General features: G+C 35.0%; 20 protein-coding genes and 1 pseudogene. 9 read left to right on the plus strand and 12 right to left on the minus strand.

Annotated elements, in window-relative coordinates:
- From araD to F5ESL0233_RS00230, 3 genes and pseudogenes are all read left to right on the plus strand, one after another.
- Nucleotides 1-126 (plus strand): annotated as a pseudogene (gene araD, locus F5ESL0233_RS00220) (L-ribulose-5-phosphate 4-epimerase); the annotation flags it as partial.
- A 206-nt stretch (nucleotides 127-332) separates the two neighbouring features.
- A complete protein-coding gene (gene celB, locus F5ESL0233_RS00225; RefSeq protein WP_122058174.1) occupies nucleotides 333-1,646 on the plus strand; it encodes a PTS cellobiose transporter subunit IIC in 1,314 nt (437 codons plus the stop codon).
- A gap of 28 nt (nucleotides 1,647-1,674) precedes the next feature.
- Entirely contained in the window at nucleotides 1,675-2,391 is a 717-nt protein-coding gene (locus F5ESL0233_RS00230; RefSeq protein ID WP_090094165.1) for a MurR/RpiR family transcriptional regulator, read from the plus strand.
- 72 nt (nucleotides 2,392-2,463) lie between these two features.
- Here F5ESL0233_RS00230 and treC read toward each other — a convergent pair whose 3' ends face one another.
- Nucleotides 2,464-4,119 (minus strand): alpha,alpha-phosphotrehalase, encoded by a 1,656-nt coding sequence (treC, locus tag F5ESL0233_RS00235; protein ID WP_122058176.1) that lies wholly within the window; start codon nucleotides 4,117-4,119, stop codon nucleotides 2,464-2,466.
- Nucleotides 4,116-4,847: a trehalose operon repressor gene (gene treR / locus F5ESL0233_RS00240; RefSeq protein WP_122058177.1), complete on the minus strand. Its 732-nt coding sequence runs from the start codon at nucleotides 4,845-4,847 to the stop codon at nucleotides 4,116-4,118. Before treR ends, treC begins: the two co-directional genes overlap by 4 nt.
- 205 nt (nucleotides 4,848-5,052) lie before the next feature.
- Here treR and F5ESL0233_RS00245 point away from each other — a divergent pair, with 205 nt between their 5' ends.
- Nucleotides 5,053-7,017, plus strand: coding sequence for a glucose PTS transporter subunit IIA (locus F5ESL0233_RS00245; RefSeq protein WP_122058179.1), 1,965 nt, complete (start codon nucleotides 5,053-5,055; stop codon nucleotides 7,015-7,017).
- 121 nt (nucleotides 7,018-7,138) lie between these two features.
- Here F5ESL0233_RS00245 and F5ESL0233_RS00250 read toward each other — a convergent pair whose 3' ends face one another.
- From F5ESL0233_RS00250 to F5ESL0233_RS00265, 4 genes are all read right to left on the minus strand, one after another.
- Complete coding sequence (locus F5ESL0233_RS00250) at nucleotides 7,139-7,828, minus strand: carboxymuconolactone decarboxylase family protein (protein WP_122058180.1); 690 nt, start codon at nucleotides 7,826-7,828, stop codon at nucleotides 7,139-7,141.
- A 106-nt stretch (nucleotides 7,829-7,934) separates the two neighbouring features.
- Entirely contained in the window at nucleotides 7,935-8,816 is an 882-nt protein-coding gene (locus F5ESL0233_RS00255; protein WP_122021105.1) for a LysR family transcriptional regulator, read from the minus strand.
- A gap of 106 nt (nucleotides 8,817-8,922) precedes the next feature.
- Nucleotides 8,923-9,792, minus strand: coding sequence for an alpha/beta hydrolase (locus F5ESL0233_RS00260; protein WP_122058182.1), 870 nt, complete (start codon nucleotides 9,790-9,792; stop codon nucleotides 8,923-8,925).
- Nucleotides 9,779-11,551 carry a 1-deoxy-D-xylulose-5-phosphate synthase gene (locus tag F5ESL0233_RS00265; protein WP_122058183.1) on the minus strand — a complete coding sequence of 591 codons (1,773 nt, stop codon included), beginning with the start codon at nucleotides 11,549-11,551 and terminating at the stop codon, nucleotides 9,779-9,781. The genes F5ESL0233_RS00260 and F5ESL0233_RS00265 overlap by 14 nt, the downstream gene beginning before the upstream one ends.
- Nucleotides 11,552-11,704: 153 nt before the next feature.
- On the opposite strand from F5ESL0233_RS00265, the gene F5ESL0233_RS00270 reads away from it, so the two are divergent.
- The gene (locus F5ESL0233_RS00270) at nucleotides 11,705-12,568 is read left to right on the plus strand and encodes an NAD(P)-dependent oxidoreductase (RefSeq protein ID WP_122058185.1); all 864 of its coding nucleotides are present in this window, start codon (nucleotides 11,705-11,707) and stop codon (nucleotides 12,566-12,568) included.
- Nucleotides 12,569-12,668: 100 nt separating this feature from the next.
- Here F5ESL0233_RS00270 and F5ESL0233_RS00275 read toward each other — a convergent pair whose 3' ends face one another.
- The 4 genes from F5ESL0233_RS00275 to nrdJ are packed head-to-tail and all read right to left on the minus strand — an operon-like array spanning nucleotide 12,669 to nucleotide 16,374.
- On the minus strand, nucleotides 12,669-13,205 hold the full coding sequence (locus F5ESL0233_RS00275) for a cob(I)yrinic acid a,c-diamide adenosyltransferase (protein ID WP_122058186.1): 537 nt from the start codon (nucleotides 13,203-13,205) through the stop codon (nucleotides 12,669-12,671).
- Nucleotides 13,202-13,717 (minus strand): ECF transporter S component, encoded by a 516-nt coding sequence (locus F5ESL0233_RS00280; RefSeq protein ID WP_090094185.1) that lies wholly within the window; start codon nucleotides 13,715-13,717, stop codon nucleotides 13,202-13,204. Before F5ESL0233_RS00280 ends, F5ESL0233_RS00275 begins: the two co-directional genes overlap by 4 nt.
- The gene (locus F5ESL0233_RS00285) at nucleotides 13,717-14,103 is read right to left on the minus strand and encodes a DUF4430 domain-containing protein (RefSeq protein ID WP_090094187.1); all 387 of its coding nucleotides are present in this window, start codon (nucleotides 14,101-14,103) and stop codon (nucleotides 13,717-13,719) included. Before F5ESL0233_RS00285 ends, F5ESL0233_RS00280 begins: the two co-directional genes overlap by 1 nt.
- A gap of 36 nt (nucleotides 14,104-14,139) precedes the next feature.
- Nucleotides 14,140-16,374: a ribonucleoside-triphosphate reductase, adenosylcobalamin-dependent gene (nrdJ, locus tag F5ESL0233_RS00290; protein WP_122058188.1), complete on the minus strand. Its 2,235-nt coding sequence runs from the start codon at nucleotides 16,372-16,374 to the stop codon at nucleotides 14,140-14,142.
- Nucleotides 16,375-16,806: 432 nt separating this feature from the next.
- Between nrdJ and F5ESL0233_RS00295 the strand changes: the two genes are divergently transcribed.
- Both F5ESL0233_RS00295 and F5ESL0233_RS00300 read left to right on the plus strand, forming a co-directional pair.
- Nucleotides 16,807-17,502: a YjjG family noncanonical pyrimidine nucleotidase gene (locus F5ESL0233_RS00295; RefSeq protein ID WP_090094190.1), complete on the plus strand. Its 696-nt coding sequence runs from the start codon at nucleotides 16,807-16,809 to the stop codon at nucleotides 17,500-17,502.
- Nucleotides 17,503-17,649: 147 nt separating this feature from the next.
- Nucleotides 17,650-18,414, plus strand: a complete 765-nt coding sequence (locus F5ESL0233_RS00300) for a pyrroline-5-carboxylate reductase (RefSeq protein ID WP_122058189.1) — start codon at nucleotides 17,650-17,652, stop codon at nucleotides 18,412-18,414.
- Between the two features lie 106 nt (nucleotides 18,415-18,520).
- On the opposite strand, the gene F5ESL0233_RS00305 is transcribed toward F5ESL0233_RS00300, so the two are convergent.
- A complete protein-coding gene (locus F5ESL0233_RS00305; protein ID WP_090094194.1) occupies nucleotides 18,521-19,531 on the minus strand; it encodes a D-2-hydroxyacid dehydrogenase in 1,011 nt (336 codons plus the stop codon).
- Between the two features lie 333 nt (nucleotides 19,532-19,864).
- Here F5ESL0233_RS00305 and F5ESL0233_RS00310 point away from each other — a divergent pair, with 333 nt between their 5' ends.
- Nucleotides 19,865-20,692, plus strand: a complete 828-nt coding sequence (locus tag F5ESL0233_RS00310; protein WP_122058191.1) for an exodeoxyribonuclease III — start codon at nucleotides 19,865-19,867, stop codon at nucleotides 20,690-20,692.
- A gap of 75 nt (nucleotides 20,693-20,767) precedes the next feature.
- Nucleotides 20,768-23,611: a DEAD/DEAH box helicase gene (locus F5ESL0233_RS00315; RefSeq protein WP_122058192.1), complete on the plus strand. Its 2,844-nt coding sequence runs from the start codon at nucleotides 20,768-20,770 to the stop codon at nucleotides 23,609-23,611.
- Nucleotides 23,612-23,660: 49 nt separating this feature from the next.
- On the opposite strand, the gene F5ESL0233_RS00320 is transcribed toward F5ESL0233_RS00315, so the two are convergent.
- Nucleotides 23,661-24,797 (minus strand): serine hydrolase, encoded by a 1,137-nt coding sequence (locus F5ESL0233_RS00320; RefSeq protein WP_228150134.1) that lies wholly within the window; start codon nucleotides 24,795-24,797, stop codon nucleotides 23,661-23,663.
- Nucleotides 24,798-25,237: the final 440 nt, after the last annotated feature.

Here is a 25,237-nt window from a genome sequence, read left to right on the forward strand (position 1 = left end):
TTAACTAGAGCAGATAGTCATGTGCCCCAGTATTTATTAGATAAGCATTACTATCGAAAGCATGGTCAAGGAGCATATTACGGGCAAAATAATGCCCAGTCGCAGACCCATGCAAAAAGAAAATAACTTGTTGTACTAGCATAACTGGCTTTAGAAGTACTCAAACCACGGCAGTAATTAAAAATTAGGCCGTGGTTATTTATTTTCTTTTTGTTATTTATTGAAACATGTTTCTAAAAAACAATTGACTTTAAGAAACAAAATGATAATATATTATTTGTAAGCGATTCCTTAATTGCAAAGAAAATGAAATATAATTAGGAGTATGTAAAATGGCAGAGAAAAACAAAAATAATTTTCTTACCGAAAAACTAATGCCGTTATTCAATAAAATTTCTAGTGCTAGGCACATGGTCGCCTTGCGTGATGGAATGACTGCGGCAGTGCCAATGATTATCATTGGATCAATTTTCATGATTATCGGACAATTCCCTATTAAAGGGTATTTGGATTTCATGGCCCACGTTTTTGGTCCTAATTGGGCTACGGTTGTGCAGTATGTAACCAATGCCTCATTTAATATTATGGGCTTAATTGCTGTTGCGGGTATTTCTTATAACTTAGCTAAAAGCTATCAAGGAATTGATCCATTTTCAGCAATGATTGTGGCAATAGCAGCTTTCATTTTAACTATCCCCATGCAGATTGGTAAAGATGGTGGCTTGTTGATTCCATTGAAACAATTTGATTCATCGGGTTTGTTTACTGCATTATTAGTAGGATTATTTGTAACTGATTTATATGTGTGGTTAATGCATAAAAACTTAGTCTTCAAAATGCCCGAAACTGTCCCACCTGCAGTCAGTAGTTCATTTGCAGCTCTATTCCCGGGAGCAATTTCACTATTTGTAGTTTGGTTAGTTCGAATTGGTGTTGAAGCTACGCCAATGAAGAGCATTCCTAATGTAATTACATTCTTCTTACAAAATCCAATGAGTAAGGTGACTAATACTCTTGGTGGTGCATTAGTTATTGAATTAGTAATTTGTTTACTTTGGTTCTTTGGTATCCATGGTGCTAATGCTATTTCAGGGGTAGTAGATCCTATTTTGTATGCTGCTTTAGCTGCTAATGCATCAGCTCTTAAAGCGCATGAAGCTATTCCCAATATTATTACAAAAACTTTCTTTGACAATTTTGTTCATATTGGTGGTTGTGGTGCAACCCTGGGATTTGTTATTTTAATGGCTTTCTTTGCCAAAGATAAAGAAATGAAGGCAATGGGTAAGCTCTCAATTGGTCCAGCGATTTTTAATATTAATGAGCCGGTTATTTTTGGTGTACCAATTGTTTTGAATTATCAAATTGTGCTACCATTCATCTTAGCGCCAATGGCTAATGTCATTACAACTTACACCGCTATGAAGATGGGGTGGGTCGCTAAAACAATTGGAATTTATCCGCCTTGGACAACGCCACCAATTTTATCGGGAATCCTTTCAACAGGGCATATTTCTGGTGGAATTATGCAATTATTCAACTTGGTAATGGATATAATGATTTACTACTTCTTCTTCAGAAGTATGGATCGGACTAAGTTGAAAGCTGAACAAGAATTAGAACAAGCTAAAGAATCAGCTAAGTAATGAATTGAGAGTGAATCGGGAATAAGTAGTGCAATCTAAACAAAAGCTGACGGTAACGCAATTAAAAATTTATAATTATATTGTAGCCAATAAGCAAAAGGTAAAGGGGATTACTTTGCGTGAATTAGCTAATACCTTACAGGTTTCACCTGCTTCGGTAGTGCGCACGTTAAATGCTTTAGGATATGGCCACTATTATGATTTGCAAAATGCAATTAAAGCTGAAGATAAGCGTAATCAGGTAGTCGATGATATTACCTATCAAGCACAATATTATTTTTCACAAGATGTTTTGCCTAATTATGAGCAAAAAATTACTAAATTTAAGCGCATTGCTCAAAAAACAAAAGAGTTTATCTTTTTTGGCATTGGCACTTCAGGGGATTTATGTGATTATGGTGCGCGTCAATTTGTCAATAATGGGCGTAGTGCCTTTGCTATAGGCGACCCCTATTATCCGGTCAATTTATGTCGTGATTCGTATCAAGAAAAGACAGTTATTGTTTTATCGGTTAGTGGTGAGGGACAACCTACAATTGATCAAATGAATAACTTTCGCCAGTTAGGCGCGACGATTGTTAGTATTACGAATGAAGCAGATAATACAATTGCGCACTTATCAGATCTTAATTTTACTTATCATTTAGAATATAAAATTATTGGCCAAACGATTAACTTAACTACCCAAGTTCCAGTAGTTTATTTACTTGAACGTTTATCACGGGCTTTGCAGAAAGATAAATAATTAAGATAAAAATTTTAAAAATACAAATTAAAAGCGTTGAGCATTAGGCTCAGCGCTTTTTAACTACTTCGATTATTTCACTAAAAGAGCCAGTGCTTCGTAGGGCTTGAGATTTACAACGCTAGGCACAACTTTTAACTGTTTGCTGTAATTACTGATTAAAGTTTCAGCTGGTAGTTTTTGGTAATGTTGAGGAAGTTGATAGGAAACAGAATTAGCATAAAAATTATTGATAACTAACAAGGTCTGACCATTATATTTACGGCAATAAGCATAAACTTGTGGGTGATTTAAATCAATTGGTTGGTAACTACCATTAGCTATGATTGGATAAGTTTTTCGTAGCTGAATCAACTTTTGATAATATGGGAAGATTTCACCATGGTCTAATTCAGCTGCAACATTAATCTGCGCTTGGTCTTGTGGTTTTAACCATGGTGTACCCGTGGTAAAACCGGCCTTTTGCGAATCATCCCAGTGCATAGGCGACCGACTATTATCACGGGATTTAGCTTGAATAATGGCGAGTGCCTTTTGCTCATCTAATCCTTTTTTTAGTAGTTCTTGATAGGCATTTTTGGTTTCAATATCAACGTAATCGGTAATACTTTGGTAGTTAGGGTTAATCATGCCAATTTCTTCGCCTTGATAAATATAAGGTGTTCCGCGTAGTAGATGCAGTACCGTGGCTAACATTTCGGCCGATTTGGCGCGGTAGTGTTTGGAATCGCCAAAGCGACTTAAGGCCCATGGTTGATCGTGATTGTTCCAAAAAAGTGCATTCCACCCACCCCCATTACTCATGCCAACTTGCCAGTCATTGAGCACTTGTTTTAATTTTTGAAAATTAAAAGGAATTTTGGTCCATTTTTGGTCATCTTGATAATCAACTTTTAGGTGATGAAAGGTAAAGACCATGGATAATTCATGATTATCTTTTTTGGTGTATGCAATAGAATTAGCAATATCAGTTGAGGACATTTCTCCCACAGTTACTGTTTCAAGATCACGCCCAAAAGTATTTTTATTCATTTCTTGCAAATATTGATGAACAATTGGTTGATCAGTATATAGCACCTTACTATCAATTTTTGCTGGTGCATCTGCCAAAGTTTCATCTTTGCCAATTACATTAATTACATCAAAACGAAAGCCTTTGACTCCTTTGGCGCGCCAAAAATTAATAACTTTAAATAATTCTTTTCTTACTTCAGGATTATGCCAGTTTAGGTCAGCTTGCGACTTGTCGTATAAATGTAAGTAATATTTACCAGTATTACCAAAGGGTGCCCAAGCTGGTCCACCAAATTTCGAACGCCAATTATTAGGCAAACTACCATCGGCTTTAGGCTGGCGCAGATAAAAGAAATTTTGATAATATTGATCGCCAGCTAGAGCTTTTTGAAACCATTGGTGGCTAGTTGAACAATGATTGAAAACCATATCTAGCATTACCTCGATATGATTTTGCCTTAGCTGGATGATTAATTCATCAAAATCGGTCATTGTTCCAAATAAAGGGTCAATAGCATAGTAATCTGCAATATCATAGCCATTATCATTTTGTGGTGAAACGAAAAATGGATTAAACCAAATCATATCGATGTTTAATTGCTTAAGGTAGGGGATTTTTTGAATAATTCCACGCAAATCCCCAATTCCATCACCATTACTATCATAAAAAGATTTGGGATAAATTTGATAAATAACTTTATCTGCTAAACTCATAAAATAAAACCTCCATGTTCTGTTTTTCTGCGAGCAAAGTCAATAAATTTAAATTTGTCAGGACGATGACTAGCAACTGTATATTGAAAAAAAGACGTATCTTTTAAATAGGTTAAACTGCGCACCACCACTACTAAGTTAGTATCAGTTAGCTGCAGTTGGTTGATAATTTTGTTACTGGCTGGTTCAACAGTAATTGCTTTGGTAGCGTAATCAATTGCTAAGCCTAATTCTTGTTCAAAATAAGAATATAGTGAATTCTCTGCTACTTGTTTTGAAAGCTGAGGAACATATTTTTTTAAAATATAGTCTTCGTCAATTACAATCGGCTTATGATTGACCGAACGTAGGCGAGCAATATAAGTAGCGGCAGTATCAGTTAAATTAAGTTCTTGGCTGATGTTAATTGGCAAGTGCGAATCATGTAGTGCCAAAACCCTAGTTGTGGCATGCATTTGTTCCTGCTGATTTAGTTCATCAAAAGAAGTAATATTTGAAATAGGAAAGCTAAAACGTGCGTTACTTAAGACAATAGAGCCTTTACCTTTGATTTTTTGAATTAACCCCGCCAACATTAATTCGTTTAATGCTTTTCTTATTGTTTCACGTGAAACGTGATATAAGGCTGTTAAATTAGGTTCGCTAGGTAAGAAACTACCAGGAATATATGGGCCTTGTTTAATTTTTTTGGTTAAATCAGCAGTAATTTGTAAATATTTAGCTGACATTATTTCAATCCACCTTTTTTACTTTTATCATATTATTATTAATTGTTTTACAAGCAATAAGCCATAAAGCTATGGGTGCAAAGTTATGCTATATCAATATCATAAACATATTATTGACACTTGTCTATACAAGTTATATAATCATTTTGAAAGCGATAACATTTATTGTTTGAGCAAGCAATAAATGATTTATGGGGGTTACATTATGAATAATAATATCACTTTATTATCACCTGTCACTGGGGAAGTTATTGAGCTTGCTCATGTCAATGACCCAGTTTTTTCACAAAAGACGCTCGGTGAAGGCTTTGCAGTTGTTCCTAATACGAATACGATTATTGCGCCAGTAGATGGAAAAGTAGTAATGCTTGCTGAAACTAGACATGCAATTGGATTGAGGACTGATAGTGGGATTGAACTTTTACTTCATTTGGGTATTGATACGGTTGAACTTGGGGGTAAACCATTTGCTTTAAAAGTTAAAACTGGCGACAAAGTTAAGGCTGGTCAGCCAATTGCAACAGTTGATTTGGCAGCGATTAAAGCAGCCCATAAGGACAATACAATTATTGTCGCCATTACTAATAGTGCTCAAGTTTTAGGAACTATTACTGTCCAAACGGGCATGATAGGTGCGGGTGAGGCTGCAGCTATCGTTAGCTTGAAGCAAGAAACAAGTGCTCATACTGCACCCAGTGCAGAACCACAGGTAAGAGTAACTGCACGTCAAATTCTAGCAGCTGTTGGCGGAGCTGATAACATTAAAAGTGTGATTCATTGTTTTACGCGGCTACGCTTTACTTTAAAGGATGATAGTATTCCTAATGACGCGCAGGTCAAAAAAATTAGGGGGGTGCTAGATGTAGCACGTGCTAATGATCAATATCAGGTTGTAATTGGTCAAACGGTTGAGGATGTTTATGATGAATTAATTGCTTTACTTGGGTTCAATCCTTCTTTACAAAAAGAAACACTAAATAATGAAGTTACTACTGGCGTAGGTAATAAGCTTAAACAAGCTTTCTTCAAAATGATTGGAGTGATTACTGGGTCAATGATGCCGGTAATTGGCTTGTTAGCTGCTAGTGGTATGCTAAAAGGAATTCTTAATATTTTAACTAACTTCGGTCATATGTCGACTACAACCTCTACTTATACTATTATTAATGCCATGGGGGATGCGGCTTTTTACTTTTTGCCAATCATTGTGGGGTTCACTGCTGCTCAAAAGTTAGGCTCTAATCCGGTCATAGTTTCTTTAATTGGTGGTTTTCTGATTTATCCCGAATTAGTAAAAATTTTTGCTAGTGGCAAATATACTTATTATCTTGCCGGAGTAGGTATTAATGCAAATTTCTTTGGTATTCCTATTCATATTCCTCAATATACTTATTCAATTTTTCCGATGATTTTTGCAGCTTGGATGGCAGCTAAAATCGAACCTTGGATTAAGAAATGGATGCCAGTAACTTTAAGACAAATTTTCACCCCTTTAATTGAAATTTTTTTAGTTGGTATGACGGTTTTAGTCATTGTTGGACCAGTAATTTCATTTATTTCCGAGGGAATAGCTAGCACTTTACAATGGTTGTTAACAGTTAATAGTGCTTTGTCGGGGTTAATTATTGGTGGACTCTATCAGGTACTAGTTATTTTTGGGTTACATTGGGCGGTGATTCCGCTAATTGCTAATGATATTGCCGCTAATGGACATAGTGTTTTAAATGGTATTATTTCCGTTACTATGATTGCTCAAGGTGCTGGTGCTTTAGCAGTTTGGGTTAAGACAAAGCATAACCCAGATTTAAAAGGATTATCTTTAAGTGCAGCTATTTCTGCAGCAGTAGGTATTACTGAACCTGCCATGTATGGCGTCAACTTAAAATATGGTCGAGTCTTCTTAACTTCAAGTATAGGCGCAGCTATTGGCGGATTAGTTAATGGACTATTGAAAGTTGATATGTACGGTTTTACTGGTAGCTTGATTGGTTTTCCATCATTTGTAGCAAAAGCTGGTCAAGGTAATCCAAATAACTTACTGTATTTTTGGCTTGTTGCAATTGTAACAATAGTTGCTGCCTTTAGTCTAACGTATTTCTTTGGTTATCAAGAAACTGATAGTTATAATCCTAAAGATGCGCCAGAAAAAAAGAATATAGTAAATTTATAACAAAAAGACACTATGCTATTTGCGTAGTGTCTTTTTATATCTTAATTATTTGCAAATATTTCAATTGTTTCTTCGACTTCTAGCTTGTAATGCTTTGATTACTGTTCAGTAATTCTCGTAATTATTTAGTTATTAATTCTTGGGCAACTTGATGTATAATCTGGACGCTATTAATGACAAATGGGAAACCGACATATGGTAAAAGTTGGATAACTGACCAAATCAATTCACTTTCGCTATTGCCAGCTTTCAAACTACCTCTAGCATGGGCTTTAATTTGAAAGTTAACGTTTAGTGTAATTAAAGCTAGTAATTCATAGCGTTCCCGGTCGCGGACGGGTAAAGTTTCACGGTTATAGAAATCATTGAAAAAATGCTGGGTTAGAGCTTCAGGAATAAAATCACCAGCTTCATCTGGTAAGTCCTGGAGTAGCTTTTTGATTTCCGTACCATAAATTTCATTTTGCATTTTTGCCCCAAAATTTTTATCGGGCTGGAGCTGTGGTTGGACTGGGGTCAACTGCTGTTGCTCAAAAACTGCTTGCATAATGGTTAAGGCTTGTTTAACTTTTAATTGCCCCAGCACAGGTGTTAGTTGATAAACAGTTTCTAACAAAATTTCAGGTTGAACATGGGCCGCTAAAGCTTGCTCAACTAGTTCAGTTAGTGAAGAAGTTACTCCTTGGGTAATGCTAGCAATAATTGGAATTAACACACGATCCTGTTTTAAATGAGCACGGCAATGTTGATTGACATCTGTTATAAATGGAGTAATTAACTGTTCATATTGCGCTAAAATATTTTTTTTCATAGTAGTATCTCCTTTATTTTAGGTAGATTTTAAGTTATTTAGTCAATTATGTAAAATACTTATTGAATATGATTAGCAATAATATTTTGTTATAGTTATCTGCTTACTAACTTTTGAAAATTGAAGCCTTTAATCGTTTTAAAAATAGTTCAGCTACAGGGGAAAGATTAACTTCGCGTTTCCAGACTACTTTAATTGTTTGATACATTTTGGGCGCTAATTTTTTGAAAGTTAATTTTGCCCCTGGTTCAATGTTGAGTAGATTATCTAAAGTAACCATTAAGGCAGTATGATTTTTAACCAGCAAAGTACCATTAAAATTCAAATTATATGTGCCAATGAAATTAACGCAATCTTGATAATTGCCCAACCAATTTTGAAATATTTGTAGGTTGTCTGATTGTTGCGAATTTAAAATTGAGCGTCCAATTAAATCTTGGGGGCTAATTTCTGTCTTCTGGGCTAAGGGGTCATCCGTTGTCATCAGTATTCCCCAAGTATCTTTTTCTGGTAAAGTTAGTGAAGCATAGTTATTTACCGGGATATCACCAATAATAATGGCAAAGTCAGCTGTTCCATTATTTAACTTACATTCTGCATAGCTGTAATCACCGCTTAATAAGTGTAATTTAACTGCTGGATATTCTGTAATAATTTGACTAATTATATTCATAATCCGCTGCATGCCCAAGCTTTCTCCCGCAGCAATTGTTAAGTCACCACCGATAAAGGCTGAGGCAGTTAAATTACTTTTAGTTTTGGCAGTTAAAGCCAAGATTTCTGTGGCTTGACTTAGTAAGTATTGTCCTGCTGGAGTTAAAGATAAGTGATGTTTTTGGCGATTAAATAAATTTACGCCAAGTTCTTGCTCTAAATCACTAATTTGTCTTGATAAGGCGGGCTGAGAAATTAGTAATTTTTTAGCGGCACGAGTCATATTGCCTTCTTGAGCGATAGCTACGAAATAATTTAAAACTCTTAATTCCATTATTATTGGTCCATTCTGCTTATTAATTTCAGTTTAAAATAATTATACTGTATATTAAAAACAGCTTCTATCATTAAGATAGAAACTGTTTTTTATTATCATAAAGCTATTTTGGCCAAAGAAAATTAATCAATAGCTGATTGACCTTCTGATTTTCATGTAGTTGGCTATGTTGCCCCGTTTTACCATAGATTTCTTGTTCTTGATATGACCCAGCTTGCTTACTAACTAAATAGCGGTATGAACGGGCAGAATTAACATCAACTGCTCCATCGTTTCCTTTACCAGTATTACCGTAAATATTTAGAACGCCTGCTGTTTTAGGAAAATTTTTTCTTAAAGTTAACAATCCCCGATAACTGGCGGCCATTTTTTGGGGAGAGCCGTCTTGATTTAGAACTGTATGTTTTGGTGCTCCGATTTCACCAATATAACCGTTGTAATGCCCAGCAATGGAGACTTGTTTGTTTAATTTAGGCAGATTAGTATTGCTTAAATTATTGCGTAAAAAGTAAGCAATTTGTAAATTACCCATCGAATGTCCTACTAAATTTATTTTTTTAAAATGGTACTTTTTTTGTAAAGCAAGAATAATATCTTTGACGTAGTTGCTACTTTTACTCAAAGATAAAGCTTGGTTAGTTGCATAAGGTGAGACACTTTTATTGTTTTGAAAATTAGCCTCAATGATTGGGTTTTTAGCATTTTTTTTAATTGTTCCAATTAAAGTTACTTTACCATCAGGGCTAACATCAGCACGAATGACTGAATTAGAAGTACCACTTTTTTGGGCAGCTGAGACCATATTTTCTTCGGCATGGTAACTACTGCCCCACCCATGAACAAAGAGAGTAGGGGTTGCAATTGGAATAATGGTCGCTCTTTCTGACTGATAATTACGCCTGCTAAATAGCAAAAGAGGAATTAACAAGATGATAATTACCAGTGTAAGCATGATGGTCTTATTTCTTTTCATTTGTTGAAGCGCTTAAGTTGTCCTTTAAATCGCTAATAATTTGCTCGACTGTTAAATGATTTTCTTGATAAATTTTAGCAAGTGGAGTTTGATCAGTGTAGATTCGTTTTTGCCCATAATTAAGTACTTTAACATTTTGCTTACCAAGATAAGCTGCTATTTTTTGTCCAAAACCACCATCTAAAATATTATCTTCTAAAGTAATAATTAGCCGGTGAGTAGCAGCAAGGTGGTCTAAAGTTGGTTGGTCTAAAATATTGGCAGAAATTGGATTAACCAGGGTAGCTCCTAACCGCTCAGCAACTTGCTGGCCTAATGAATAAAAATCACCTAAAGCTAATATGGCAATATTTTTACCAGCTTTAACTTGATATTTTATTTGACTGTAATCGCTTAAAAGTGATTCAGTTGATCCGTTAGGTACAATATTTGTTGGCATTTTAAGCGCTACTGGCTGTTTCTTTTGCTTAATTGCCCATTCTAGCATAGCTTTTTCTTCAGTTAGAGTTGTAGGAGCTAGATAAATCCAATTTGGCAAGTTGCTAATCATTACTTGGTCAAAAATTCCTAAGTGGGTCTTTGATTCTGCAGAAATTCCGCCCCCAGTAACTAGCATTACAACTGGTAAATTGTTTGCAGCCACATCGTGAGATAGTTGATCAAAGGCTCGTTGCAAAAAAGTTGAGTTTTCAAATAAAACAGGGGTGCCGCCTTCTTTTGCAAAGCCAGCGGCAAAGGCAACCGATTCTTGTTCTGCAATACCAACATCGATGTAATTTTTAGGGAAATCATGCTTAATTTCATCTAGGCCAAATACCCCAGGAATTGCGGCATTGATAGCCATGATTTTTTGTCCTTGAGTAATTTGTTCTTTGATAGTCTCAATTGCAACTGTTTTGGCAGTTGGCTTTGTATCAGCTAATTTGATTGGCTGATCAGTTTTAAGATCAAAGGGCATTACCCAGTGGTGGGCTTCCTCATCCTTAAGTGCAGGAGCATAACCCATTCCTTTAACGGTATTAATATGTAAAAGAATAGGGTGATCAATATCTTTAACTGCTTTGAAGGCAGTAATCATATCTTGAACATTGTTACCATTTGCAACATAGCGATAATCAAAGCCCATGGCTGTGAAAGGATTTTCTGGTGCTTTTCCATTAGATGTCCGTAATTTTGCCAGTGCAGTAACTAAACCGCCAACGTTTTCGTCAATAGACCATTGATTATCATTTACAACAACGACTAAGTTATGTGGTTCAATAGCCGCGTTGTTTAATCCTTCGAAGGCTAAGCCGCCAGTTAGTGAGCCATCACCAATTAAAGCCATAATATTTTCGTGCCCCCCTATCAAGTCTCGGGCTTTTGCCATACCGGTAGCTAAGGCAATAGAAGTAGAAGTATGACCTATTGCATAGTAATCATACTCACTTTCGTCTGGGTTGGAATATGGGGTGACATCTTCATAATGGGTCGGATCAAGCCAAGCTGTAGCGCGGCCAGTTAACATTTTATGGGGGTAGGTTTGATGTGAAACGTCCCACACAATTTTGTCTTTTGGAGCATCAAAAACGAAGTGGTAAGCAATTGTTGCTTCCACAATTCCTAAATCTGGGCCGAGGTGTCCACCTTCTGCTGCATCTTTTTCTAAAATCAAAGTTCTGATTTCAGTTGCTAGTTGTTCCATTTCAGGTAAAGTCAATTTTTTTAAATCTTGCGGATTATTAATTTTATTTAGTAAATAGTCATTGTGCATTTTCATAATGCTTGCCTCCTTAAACTATATTTATTATAAAATTGATTTAACTAAGTATAAAATACTTTATTTTAATTATTTGTAATAAGTTTAAGTAATAACTTAAAACTGTGGCAAAATTATAATTAACTATATTTGGCATAAAGGAGGATAAGTATAATGAAAATTGGATTTATTGGAACAGGTGTGATGGGGAATGCAATCTGTCTTAACTTACTAAAAGCGGGGCACCAACTTTTTGTTTATAATCGTAGCAAAAGTAAAACTGATAATTTAGTTGAGCAAGGTGCTGTATGGTGTTCAAGTGCGCGGGTAGTTACTAAAAAGGCAGATTTAATTTTTACAATGTTGGGTTTTCCAACTGATGTGGAAGAAGTATATTTTGGTAGTAATGGTATCTTTGAAGAAATAGTGCAGGGCAAATATATAGTTGATTTAACTACTTCAAAACCAAGACTTGCGCAAAAAATTTTTACTACAGGTGTAAAGAATGGCGCTAAGATATTGGATGCACCAGTTTCTGGTGGTGATCTTGGTGCCAAAAATGGCACGTTAACCATTATGGTTGGTGGCGATAAAGACGCTTTTAGAGCTTTACAACCTGTTTTTAATGATTTTGGCAAAGCTGTTCACTATTTTGGACCCGCAGGATCAGGTCAAAATACTAAAATGGCTAATCAAATTATGATTGCTGGAACCATGACGGGAATGACAGAGATGTTTGTCTATGCTAAAGAAGCTGGGCTTGATTTAGCCACGGTGCTAGAGACGGTGAGCGGTGGAAGTGCAGCTAACTGGAGTCTTAGCAATTACGGTCCGCGAATTTTACAAGGAGACTATACGCCTGGATTTTTTAGTAAACATTTTCTGAAAGATTTGCGGATTGCACTAGAAACTGCTACGGAAATGAATTTAAGTTTACCGGCAACAACTGAAGCTAAAAGGCTCTACGAAGTTTTAGTTGATAAGCAACATTTGGGTGATTTGGGTACGCAAAGTTTAATTAAACTATGGTGGCAGTAAGAGTAATTTTTTGGCAAAGTCTTAAACGAACAAAGCAGGGCAGCGATTATCAATCGCCGTCCTGCTTTTAAATAAATATTTATACTTAAAAATTGAGATATTACTGCTTGCTGGGGATGTCTTGTTTCCCGTCTAAAAAATTGGCATACCTTCCCAGAACAAATATGTAGTCAGATAAACGATTTAAATATTGCAAGCAAGCAGGTGCTAATTTTTGTTCTTCATTTAACTGGACCATTGTTCGTTCAGCCCGGCGGGCAATGGTTCGAGCATAATGTAAATTAGCGGCTGTAATCGAGCCACCCGGTAGAATAAATTCTGTTAATGCTGGTAGCAGGGAAGTTAGCCGATCAATATCTTGTTCAAGTTCTTTAACTTCCTTTAAAGTGATTTTAGACCGTCTTTTGACGACAATATCTCCTTCTAATAGATAAAGCGTGCGTTGTAAGTTTTGGATAAGCTCCCGTAATTGACTACAGTTGTTGGATAAATTAGCTATTACAACTCCAAAATAAGATTGAAGTTCATCGATTTCACCAATAGTAGCTATTTGCAAATCATATTTGGGCACCATTTTACCAGTAACTTGTTTAGTGAGGCCTTGGTCACCAGTTTTTGTATATATTTTCAATGTCATATTTTTCTCCTTTGGAAGTGATTAAGCGCAAGACAGAGTGGTTTATATAAAACTGGATAAAAAGCTAAATTACCAATTGCATGGTAAGTATCGAAAGTAAGACTGCTAGCCCAATATGCTAAGAAAGCAGGAATACCTCCATAAATTGACATGCCTAAGTCAACCCAAAAGCCATATTCCCAACCTAAAAAGGTAGCAAGAATTAATTGTAAAGTTAGATGGTCTTTTAATGGTGTTAATTTACTAAGTAGTGCAACAGTTAAGATGCATGCGCCATAGGCAAAAATTTGGGGAATAGTCCATAACCCGAACCCTAAGTAAATATTTGAAATTACCATGGTTAAGACTGCAAGTGTCAAGCCAAAACCAATACTAAGATTCAAAGTCACAATCATTAAAATATCAGTTACGGGTTGAACATTAGGTATAGGAATAATTTTAAAAAGCCTTAGGGATACACACATTGCTGTTAAGACGGCCATTAAGGCTATTTTTTTAGTTGAGTTAAGCATTAATTCATTTTGGCTAAAGTAAATTTAACTTTATCGTGGTTATTTACTTTTTGTTCTGCAGCTCCCTTATTAGCAAATTTACCATTAATTGTATAAGTCCAATAAATTTGCTTGTGAGTATCTTGACTTTTACCATCTATCGCAGTGATAAAACCATTTGTGCTCTTCACTCGCCAAGCTTTTTTAAGACCAGCCATCACTGTTGCATGTTTAGAGAGTTTAACTTTTTTGTTTTTTATATTTTTTTTGTTTACGTTAAGTGTATAAGCTACGGTAATTTTATTACTAGGCTTAGCCATAACTTCTTGGCTAGTCTGATTACCTGTAAGAGAAAAAGTAAAAATAGTTGCTATTCCAGCAAGAACTGCTAATTTGTTTTTTTTCATAATAAATTCTCCTAAATTATATAATTCTAATTTGATTTATTTGACTGGGCAAGACCCTGATTCACAATCAGTTTGATCAATTAATTCCAAATTTTTTTGGTCATTGTTTTGCTTGGCAAAGACTGTAGCAACATCGGCAATAATTGAGGCTTTTCTTTTTTCATATGTTTCTTTATCAATTGGCTCTTTTGGAGCTTGTTTCAATGAACCACCATAGTAGGGCAAAAGAGAGGTTGATTTAATAATATGGCGGTACTGGTTGAATAAAGATGTAATTTGCTTACCTTCATCATTTTGGAAGGTAATGGTGCAGCTTACAGCATTATCGGACCAATATGTTTGTAAGAAAGCTTGTGTTGCGAATTGTTCAGCAATTGAAACCGTGCCAGCAGAGGCAAAATTTTCACTATCTGCATGTGCAGCTCGTAGTGGGAATTCAACACAAACTGTATTTGGTGTGTAAACATCTGGTTCTGAATAATAACCACATTTAGCGAGGGCTTTAAGAAGCGGGTCAGACGCTTGGAAACGAATTCGTTGAATTAAGTAGCCTGCATAGTGAAAGTGCATACCTTCAGAGGCACCAGCAAGTTTTGCTACCGTTCCTGATGGTTTAACTGTAGTGTGTTTAATTGAAGGATTACATCCTAAAGCTTGGCTGTATTCATTGTCTGCATCCACAACCGCTTGATAGGCGTTAGAAACCATTTCAATTCCTTTCGGATCATAAATCGGTACTTGAATTTTAGCTCCAGTTTCGTGATCAATTTCTTCTTTAAAACCAGTGACAACACGGTGCCCCAAATCATTCAATAACCAATCTTGAATGCCTGACATAGATACGCCAATACGACGATTTTTATAAATTATTTCCCGGGATATGGCCCAATCATAAGTACTGAATGTAACACGTTTGGTATAGCGGGTGGCTAATCTAAACACATCTTTTAAATTCCAATTTTGTTGTTCAGCAATGTAAGGAAAAACTTCAAATAAATTACAAGGCTCACCATTAGCAAGAGAAATTTCACCACAAGGATTGGTTCCTTCTACTGCACCATCAACGTCTTTTTGGTATCCATCTATAATGCGACCATAGTTTTGAGATAAGTCCAAATTCACAATGCCTGGTTCGCCATTTTCTTTAATACCGTTGGCAATCGGTTCGTAATTGGTAAACGCAGCGTCAATTGCTACACTATTATTTGATGCCCAACGATGGTGATAGAGCTTATCTTGGTCTTGTTTCATAGTGATAAATGCTTGGTCTGTATTAGAACCTAATGCTAACTCAGCTGATCGTCTAACGTTACCAGCAACAACAGTTTTGCCGATTAAGTTACAAATATCTGTTGCATCAACTGAACTGATTTTGCGGTTTGAACATGTATTGATGATTTTGTTAATGTCGAAAAGCATTTCAACTAACGGCATTGGCCCAGAAGCTGTACCACCAAAACCATTGATTTTTGTTCCATAAGGACGAATATTACTGATATCAATAACTAATTTAGTCTTGTGCTCAAGATTTGTTTGATGAAAATGCATATCTATTAATCTGGCATTGGCTAAGACCCAGCCCTCTCGTGTGTCGGGCACTTCAAAATAGATGCAGTCATTTGGAGTGCTATTTTGTTTAGCCCAACTTTTTTTGTCAATTGCACCAAGTTTAATTGTATCAGTATAAGAATCACTATCTTGATCAATAATAATTGTTAAATCAATGTTATTGTCGACTTGGGGTATTTTTTTTATGTTATCTTGAGTAACTGAGAATCCCACACCACCCCCTTTCATTAGTTGATCAAATAGAAAAGAAAAGGGCATTGAAACTGCTACATGTTCTTTTTTTAAATAATCGGGCAAAATATGGCTGGCCCCATAAGCTTGGGGACGAATAGCAATAAACCAACAGTTATTTAAGGAATCGCCATTGCGTTTTTGATAGTCGGTACCAGAAACCCAAAGATTACGACCCGATGGAGTAGCAGCAAGGCCATAAATCATTTTGAATAGTTCTTGCGCTTCAGTGGTTAACTCATTAAATAATTTATCTGAAGGTGAGTCCTTTAAGCGGGGATCAAGATTGATATTACCTTCTACAACTCTTTTAACGGTTTCATCCCAATTTTCAGAACGATTTTTTTCTGGTAACCACCGGGCATAAGTCCGTTTGTAAGTAACCCAGCCTAATTCGCCCCAATGAGGGGTAATATTTTGTTTCACTCGGTCAATATAGGCTTGACTTAAAGTTATGGTTGAATTTTTCATAATAAAAATGACTCCTAGATATAAATTTTGTTTCACAACTACATCATGTATGGCTATATAAAAAATGATACCACAACATGTTGTGTATGCAATAAAAAATTGGCAAATAAAAAATAATGCCAGTCTTTTATGTGCGAGTAAGAAATACTAAGTTTTAAAAACAAATAGCAAAGAAAAAAGCACAATAAATTAAAAATTGTGCTTACCTAATGACTTGAAGTGATAAAGAAAAACTACAAAAAATAATCTTTTAAATCAACTAACTATGCTGAGGCGATTTAATAAAGTTAAGCTAACTTGAAGTTTGTTAACATATTATTGGATTAAACATGTTAAATGACTTTGTTCGGTAATTTTAATAAAATAGATAGTAAAAAGATTAATTTTTAAGTTTATTAACTTATATATTAATAGCAATAAGGAGAGATTTATTTGCGATTTAGACAAATAATTTTTGATGTTGATGATACTTTAATTGATTTTGCTGCTACAGAACATTATGCTTTACGGAGTCTTTTTAATACCCATCATTGGAAATTAACTACGGCGTTGCAACAGCGTTATAACAGTTACAATCAAGGTCTTTGGCGTCAGTTAGAACAAGGAAAGATCACCTATGACCAGCTCAGTGAAATGGTTTTTCGTAACTTTCTCAAAGATAACCTACAAATTAATGTTGATGGTCTAGTAATTATGCAAGAGTACCGCAGTTATTTTAGTGAATCTCATCAGTTGTTGCCAGGTGTTATAGATACACTTAGATTTGCTCAAAAAAAAGGTTACCAGTTAGCGGTTCTGAGTAATGGCGAAAGCTTTATGCAAGAACATCGACTTGCATTGGCAGGAATAAAAAATTATTTTTCCTTAATTGTTACTTCTCAAGCAGCTGGTTTTGCTAAGCCAGACAAACGTATTTTTGATTATTTTTTTAATTTATCTTCAATCGGACCTGCTGAAACAATTTTTTTTGGTGATGGTTTGCAGTCAGATATTTTAGGTGCAGAAAATTATGGCTTTAATAGTATTTGGTATAACCATCGGCACCGAAAAAATAATATGGATTTGCATCCCCTGTATGAAGTAAAAAATTATCCCCAATTCGTTAAGTTACTTAAAAATGATTTATAAATTATATTAAGTTGCTAGATGCTTAGTTAATTAATGATTTCGGTATAATAAAGTAAAGTGTTATTAATGTGATAGTGATTTGCTGATTTTTAAGAAAATTGGTGTTAATTGCTGTTGCTACTCTTTAAACAATTAAAGGTGATTGAAATGAAAATTGGATTTATTGGAACTGGTAAAATTGGTACTGCTATCGTTCAGGGACTACTACAAGCTAAAACTGCTAGTGAGGATATTTATATTTATGACGGTGGGCACGCATCTGCACAAAAGCTTGCAACTAGATATGGTTTACAGTTAGTAGATACGTATAATGAATTTGAACCCTGTGAAGCAGTAATTGTAGCAGTAGGTGGTTCAACAATTGATAATATTTTTATAAAACTAGGACAGGTTTATCATGGCATAATTATTTCAACTGGTGGTGGCGATTTAAAAAAGGTTAAGCAACTGATTTCAGCAGATGCAACCTTTGTCAAAGTTGTTCCTAACACACCAGTTAAAATTGGTCGGGGTATCACAGTAATTAGTTTTCTTTCTGAGGAAAAACAAGAAGTAATCGAAATAACAAAAAATATTTTTACTTGCATGGGTGATGTCTATGTTGTTCCTGAAAATAAGTTAGGAATTTATGGCACAATTGCTGGATGTACACCAGCTTATGTTGATTTATTAATCCAAGCTCTAAGCGATGCTGCGGTAGAAAATGGTGTTAAGCGGACTGATTCCTATGAAATAATTGAAAAAATGCTAATTGGCACAGCTCAATTAGCTCTTGATACAAAAAAATTACCAGAAGAATTAAAAAATGAAGTAACAACGCCAGGTGGTTCAACCATAAAAGGAGTTAATAAGTTAGAAGAATTAGGTTTCCGGAGTGCTTTAATCCAGGCAACTAACGTTTCAGCTAATTAATGGGTATGATAAATAATAAAAAATAAATGCAAAAAGCACCGATTTATATCGGTGCTTTTTGTAAAGTCATAGCATGTGTTTAAGTAGAATAAATTAATTTGTGAAATTAAAATTCTTTATTTAAATCAACTGGTGTATCAGCTGGTTCACCCTTAATTAATTTTAAGTTGTTATCAAAAGCATTAATAACCATATTGCGAACAGCATGAGTAGTGTAAAAAGCAGTGTGTGGGGTTACCAAAACATTTGGTCGGTTAATCAAGTCGGCAAGACGCTTGTCAGGTAATTCTTTATTGGTAAAATCACTATTGAAAATACCAACTTCACCTTCGTAAGTATCCATTGCAAAACCGAAAATTTTACCAGAATCTAATCCACGCACGATAGCATCGGTGTCAACTAAAGGACCACGAGATACATTAATGATAACAACATCATCTTTCATCTTTTGAATAGAATCATCGTTAATCATATGGATATTTTCTGGAACGTCAGGTACATGAAGTGAGATGACATCTGCTTGTGCATATAATTCATCTAAACTATCAACGTAATAACCCTTTTCTTCTAAAACCGGGTTCTTAAATAAGTCATAAGCAATGACTTTAGCACCAAAGCCTTCCATAATTTGCATGAATACTTGGCCAATATGTCCCGTACCAATAACACCGACAGTTTGGTCCCGTACTTCACGACCGATTGTTGGTGCCCAACGGAAGTCATGTTTAGCAAGTTTTTCATCCATTGCCTTATCTTGGCGTAAGATTCTAGCAGCTTGAATAGCAGCATGTTCAGCAATAGCATCAGGTGAATATACTGGAACATTGGTTAATTTAAAACCAAGTTCTTTAGCTTTTTTTAAATCAATGTTGTCAATTCCAACGTTACGAATTGACCAATTGTGGATACCAAGCTTATCTAAAGCTTCGATAGTGTCCGCTTTGTAATCTAATTGTTGGTAAGTAACAACACCATCAGCTCCTTGAGCTAATTGAGCAGTTTCAGGGGTCAACAGTTGATCTGTAAAATCAACAGTAATGTCGGGATGAGCTGCTTGCCATTCGCGAACATATGGTTCCTCATCTTTACGGATAGCATAAGCATAAATTTTAGTCATAAAATCTAACCTCCATAGATTATCATTATTCTCTCTTGTGCTATTATACACTTGTCATGATTGAATTAAAAATATAAACTTGTGAAGAATCTTACTTTTACTATAACTTGCTTTTAAAGCAATCGCTTACATTATTAATGAGGCAGGATTAAGCTAAGTAAATAAATGTACAATATTTTTGGACTAAAGTCGTGAAATAATGAGCAGCTTTTTTCTGGCTTGAATTAGGTTAGAATTTTATAATTTGATTTTGCATGAGTAAGTGCTGCAAGATAACTAGACAATCTTAAAAAATATATAATGGGTAAGCAATATACAACAAAGGAGAAATAAATGATTTTAATTTCGTGGAATATTGATTCGTTAAATGCAGCTTTAACGGGAACATCATCACGCGCTGAAGTAACCCGGCAGGTTTTAGTAAAAATATATGAGCATAAGCCGGATATTATTGCCCTTCAAGAAACTAAGTTGCGCTCGACGGGGCCAACTAAAAAGCATCAAGAAATTTTAGCAAAAAAGTTTTCTGAATATGAAATTGTTTGGCGTTCGGCCCAAGAGCCAGCTCGTAAAAGTTATGCGGGGACAATGTATTTATATAAGAAGGAACTTAAACCTTTAGCAACTTTTCCTAGAATTGGCGCACCTGAGCCAATGGATGATGAAGGTAGAATTATTACTTTAGAATTTCCTAAATATTTTGTTACCCAAGTTTATACACCAAATTCTGGCAGTGGTTTAAAGCGTCTAAGTGAGCGGCAAAGTTGGGATAAGAAGTATTGCGATTATTTGAAAAAACTAGATCAAGAGAAACCTGTCTTGGCTAGTGGAGATTATAATTGTGCCCATAAAGAAATTGATTTGAAACATCCAGATAATAATCATCATTCAGCAGGTTTTACAGATGAAGAGCGGCAAGGTTTTACGAAATTACTTGAAGCTGGTTTTGTAGATACATTTAGAAAAATAAATGACGATATTGAAGGAATTTATTCTTGGTGGGCCCAAAGAGTCAAGACCGCCAAGCAAAATAATTCTGGTTGGCGAATTGATTATTGGATAACTAGTGAGCGAATTGCGGATAAGGTTAAACGTTCTGAGATGATTGATACTGGACTTAGAGCGGACCATTGTCCGATTTTACTTGAAATTGATATTTAAAAGATAAATAAAGAGAAATCCAAAAAAGTTAGATTTCTCTTTATTTTATATAAAATGGTGCTGAGGCAATACTGAATGAATGATACACTACAAGATGCAATTCTTAATGGTCTATATGATTTATCTTATCCAGGACATGAAATTGTAGGTCCTAAGCTGTTAACAAATACAAAACATGAAAATATTTGGTTAACTTTGCGTTATGAACTTATGCATTGTAAAAACTTTACTTGGGCAGTTGCGTTTATTACGCAAGATATGCTAGTTCCCTTTAAAGTGATAATGGCAGATTTAGCACAACAAGGTATTTCAGGAACTTTAATTACCGGTGATTATTTAAATTTTAATAATCCGCGCGTTTTTCACGAATTATTAAAGATTGATAACTTATCAATTAAAATAGCACCCAAAAATGGTTTTCATGTCAAGGGCTATTTTTTTGAGCACGATGACTGGCAAACTATGATAATTGGCAGTGCCAATTTTACTAGATCAGCCTTGCTTAGTAATTATGAGTGGGCGCTAAAGGTCAGTGCAAAAGAAAATGCAACCTTAACTAAGCAAATGAATAAGCAACTTGAGACTTTAAAAAAAGTTAGTCAAGAGCTGACTAGTTCATGGCTGCAAACATATGAACAAAGTTGGGTGCGCCCTCAAATAAAACAGCAAGCAAAAAGCCAGCTACCTATTTCTCAGGAAATAGTTCCCAATCAGATGCAAAAAGCTGCTCTAAAGCAATTACGGCAATTAATTGCTCGTGGTCAGTCACGAGGTTTAATAGTATCTGCTACAGGTACTGGTAAAACCTATTTAGGAGCATTTGCGGTAAAGGCTTTTAAGCCACGAAAATTTATTTATGTTGTTCATCGTGAGCAAATAGCGCGAAATGCCTTAGCTAGCTTTTATCAAGTAATTGGTGGAGCTAAAACCGATTATGGCTTATTGACCGGAAATAAACATGAATTAAATCGTAAATATATATTTGCGACGGTACAAACTTTAAGTCAATCTAAAGTTTTAGCGGAATTGAGTCAGACCGAATTTGATTATATTCTAATTGATGAAGCACATCGCTCTGCAGCTCCAAGTTATCAGCGTATTTTCAAAAAATTTAAGCCCAAATTTTGGCTAGGTATGACGGCTACGCCTGAGCGAATGGATAATCAAGATGTTTATCAGTTATTTGATTACAATTTAGCTTATGAGATTCGCTTACAGGATGCTTTAAAGGAACGGATGCTGACACCATTTCATTATGTTGGAGTTGCTGATTATGAAGTCGATAATGAGGTGATTGATGAAACAACTAATTTGCGCTATTTATTAGCACCAAAACGAGTGGATTATGTCTTACAACAACTTGATTATTATGGCTATTGTGGTAATAGAGCTAAGGGACTTGTCTTTTGTAGTAGACAAGAAGAAGCACGTGAATTAGCCCAGGCTTTTTCTGCCAAGGGCCATCCTGCAGTTGCCTTAACTAATCAAGATAGTGAAAAAAGGCGACAAGAAGTAGTTGAACAGCTTGAACAAGGTAAGCTTGACTATATTATAACAGTTGATCTTTTTAATGAAGGGATTGATATTCCAGCTCTTAATCAAATTGTGATGTTGCGTAACACACAGTCAAGTATTGTTTTTATTCAGCAACTTGGTAGGGGATTACGTAAATATGCTGGGAAGGACTATGTAACGGTAATTGATTTTATTGGTAACTATAAAAATAATTATTTAATTCCAATTGCCTTAAATCAAGATAACAGCCGAGATATCGATCAAGTACGTAAGGAGACTATCTTACCTGGATTTATTGATGTTTCAACTATTAATTTTAGTCAAATTGCATCGACTAAAATTTTGGCTTCGCTTGACAAAATTAAACTTGATAGCGTTAAAGAATTAAAGCAATCTTATCAAGAATTAAAAGAAAAAATTGGTCGTGTGCCCTTGCTTTTTGATTTTGCTAACTATGGTTCAACTTCTCCTGAGGTATTTGCTAATCATACTGGTTTTCAAAATTATGCTCAATTTTTGGTTAAAATGGGAGAATCAGTTAAATTAACTGAATTTGAGAATGCTATCTTGTCTTTTTTAACCAAAGAACTTTTAAATGGTAAAAGACCGCATGAACTCTTACTACTGCAAGCCTTACTAACAAAAGAATATATCAGTCATAGGGAATTTGAAAATATATTAAAAAGATTTGGTACGTATTGTAACGAAGCAGTTTTAAAGTCGGTATTGGCTATCTTATCATTAGATTTTTTTAACGTTAAGCAAAGGCAGACAACTAAAAAGACCCAATATGGTGGTCAATCACTAGTACAACAGGATGACTTACTTAATTATGTTTTAGCACCAAAATTGAGCCAGACTTTGCAGAATAATCATATATTTAAGCAATTATTTACTGATGTAGTTAATACGGGGCTAAAAATTAACCAACGATATAATAAGCAAGAGCAATTTACACTTTATCAGCAATATGAGCGCAAAGATGTATGTCGTTTGCTTGATTGGCCTAAAGATGTTTCTGCACCAATGTATGGCTATCGTGTAGATAAAAAGGAAACTCCGATTTTTATTACCTATGAAAAAGATTCATCTCAAAAGCGGAATGCGTTATATCATAACACATTAGAAGATGGTCAAACTTTGCGTTGGTATACTAGAGCACCACGGCACATAGATTCGGATGAAGTTAAAAGATTACTTAATACACCGAAGATGAAACTACATTTGTTTGTGAAAAAAAGTGATGCTATAGGCAAGAAATTCTTTTATTTAGGTCAAGCTGATATACAAAAGAAAACCGTTAAAGAAGAACTTTTGGGTCCGAAAAAAAAGGCAGTAGTTGGTATGAATTTACGGCTACAGCAACCTTTAGAAAGTAAAATGTATCAACTACTATTTGAATAATAAAAAAAGCTTCTATGAGATAGAAGCTTTTTATTGTGCAGCGTTAATTTTAGCGAGGAACAAACGTATTAGGTTTAATATGCTGCAATATTTCATATCCTACTGCTTTTTGGTCATTTTTATTATCATTAGTTTGGTTTAAAAACATGATAATCCCATTTTGATTATCGGTTGTCAACTGCACCCAAGTGCCAAAATGCATAGCTGCAATACTACCATATGCTAATTTGAGTGAATCGTTATTTTGTAAATACATTCCACCAGAATAATCTGTGACCTTACTCTTTAAATGTGTTAGATAATAAAAATCATCCTTATTTAGGATCTTTCCATTGCAAAGACCAGCCTGGATTTGATAGTATTCCGCGGGACTAGTAAATAGATTACCTGCTCCAGGAATTTGCGAAGCAAGGGACTGCTTAATGTAGGTGGGATTTTGATAGTTTTTACTTCCATTTGAATAATAAGAAATTGGGTCAGTTTTGTCATTGGGGATGTTTTGGTACAAATAAGTATTTTTCAAGCCTAACGTATCCACGATGCGATTTTGAAAGTTTTCTTCGTAAGATTTACCTGTGACTTGTCTAATTATTCCTGTCAGCAAAATAAAGTTGCTATTGTTGTAATGATAGCTACCAACTAAATCGGAAGAAGATGCATTAATATTATTAACAATCCAGTTAATTGCATTAGCTTCTGAATATACATAGCCTCGGTTTATTTCAGTTCCGGTAGCTTTAATGCCAGAGGTATGGGTCAATAGATTACCGACTGAAATTTGGTTAGCGTTTTTTAGATTGGGATACCAACGTGAAATCTTAGTATACTGGTTAAATGCTTTATTAGTATTTTTGGTCTCATTCATAAGTTGAATTATAATTGCCCCAGTAATTACTTTTTGTAGCGAGGCCGTTGGGTATGTTACATTGCTTTTACCGTTACCAATGCGCTTACCATACCAAGCATAACCATAACTAATTGTCTGGGGCTGCCCATCTTTTACTACAGTAACCGAACCACGGACATGGTGTCTTTTTAAAGTTTCTCTGACAAAATTAGACATTTCTTCATTATCATTAGTGCTAGTTGATGAAGTTGCAGCTTCAACTGGCGTTGCTTTTGTACTAATTGCAGTAGAAGTACCTATAGTTAATGCTGCAATAGTTGTTAAAATTTTATGTTTCACAATATTAAGCTTCTCCTTTAAACTATTATTTGTATTATAAAACGATAACTGCAACAAAGATATGTGAAAAAGATTAAGTTTATTTAACGATTTGATTTCTAAGCTGCTGAATAAAAAATATATAAGCATAATCAAAAATATAGGGATAAACATAAATATTATTTCATGTGGTAATTGGCTATAAATAAATGTGTTAGCGTATCCAATTTAATTAGCTTGAAAAAAATCATAAAAAAGGGTTGCAAAAACCAAAAAAGGTTGCTAATATAAATAACTGTCGTCAGGGCAAAGCCAGTAAGGCAAAGGCAAGGCGGCAAAAAAGATATAAAAAACCAGTTGACAAAAGCGACTGAGTTTAGTAATATAAAAAGCGCTGTTGTTTAAAGAAGCGGCAGCGGGAGTCAGAAAAAAAGTTCTTGACACAGTCTAGAGCATCTGAT

Source organism: Lactobacillus sp. ESL0233 (assembly GCF_003692995.1).
Classification (GTDB): Bacteria; Bacillota; Bacilli; order Lactobacillales; family Lactobacillaceae; genus Lactobacillus; species Lactobacillus bombicola.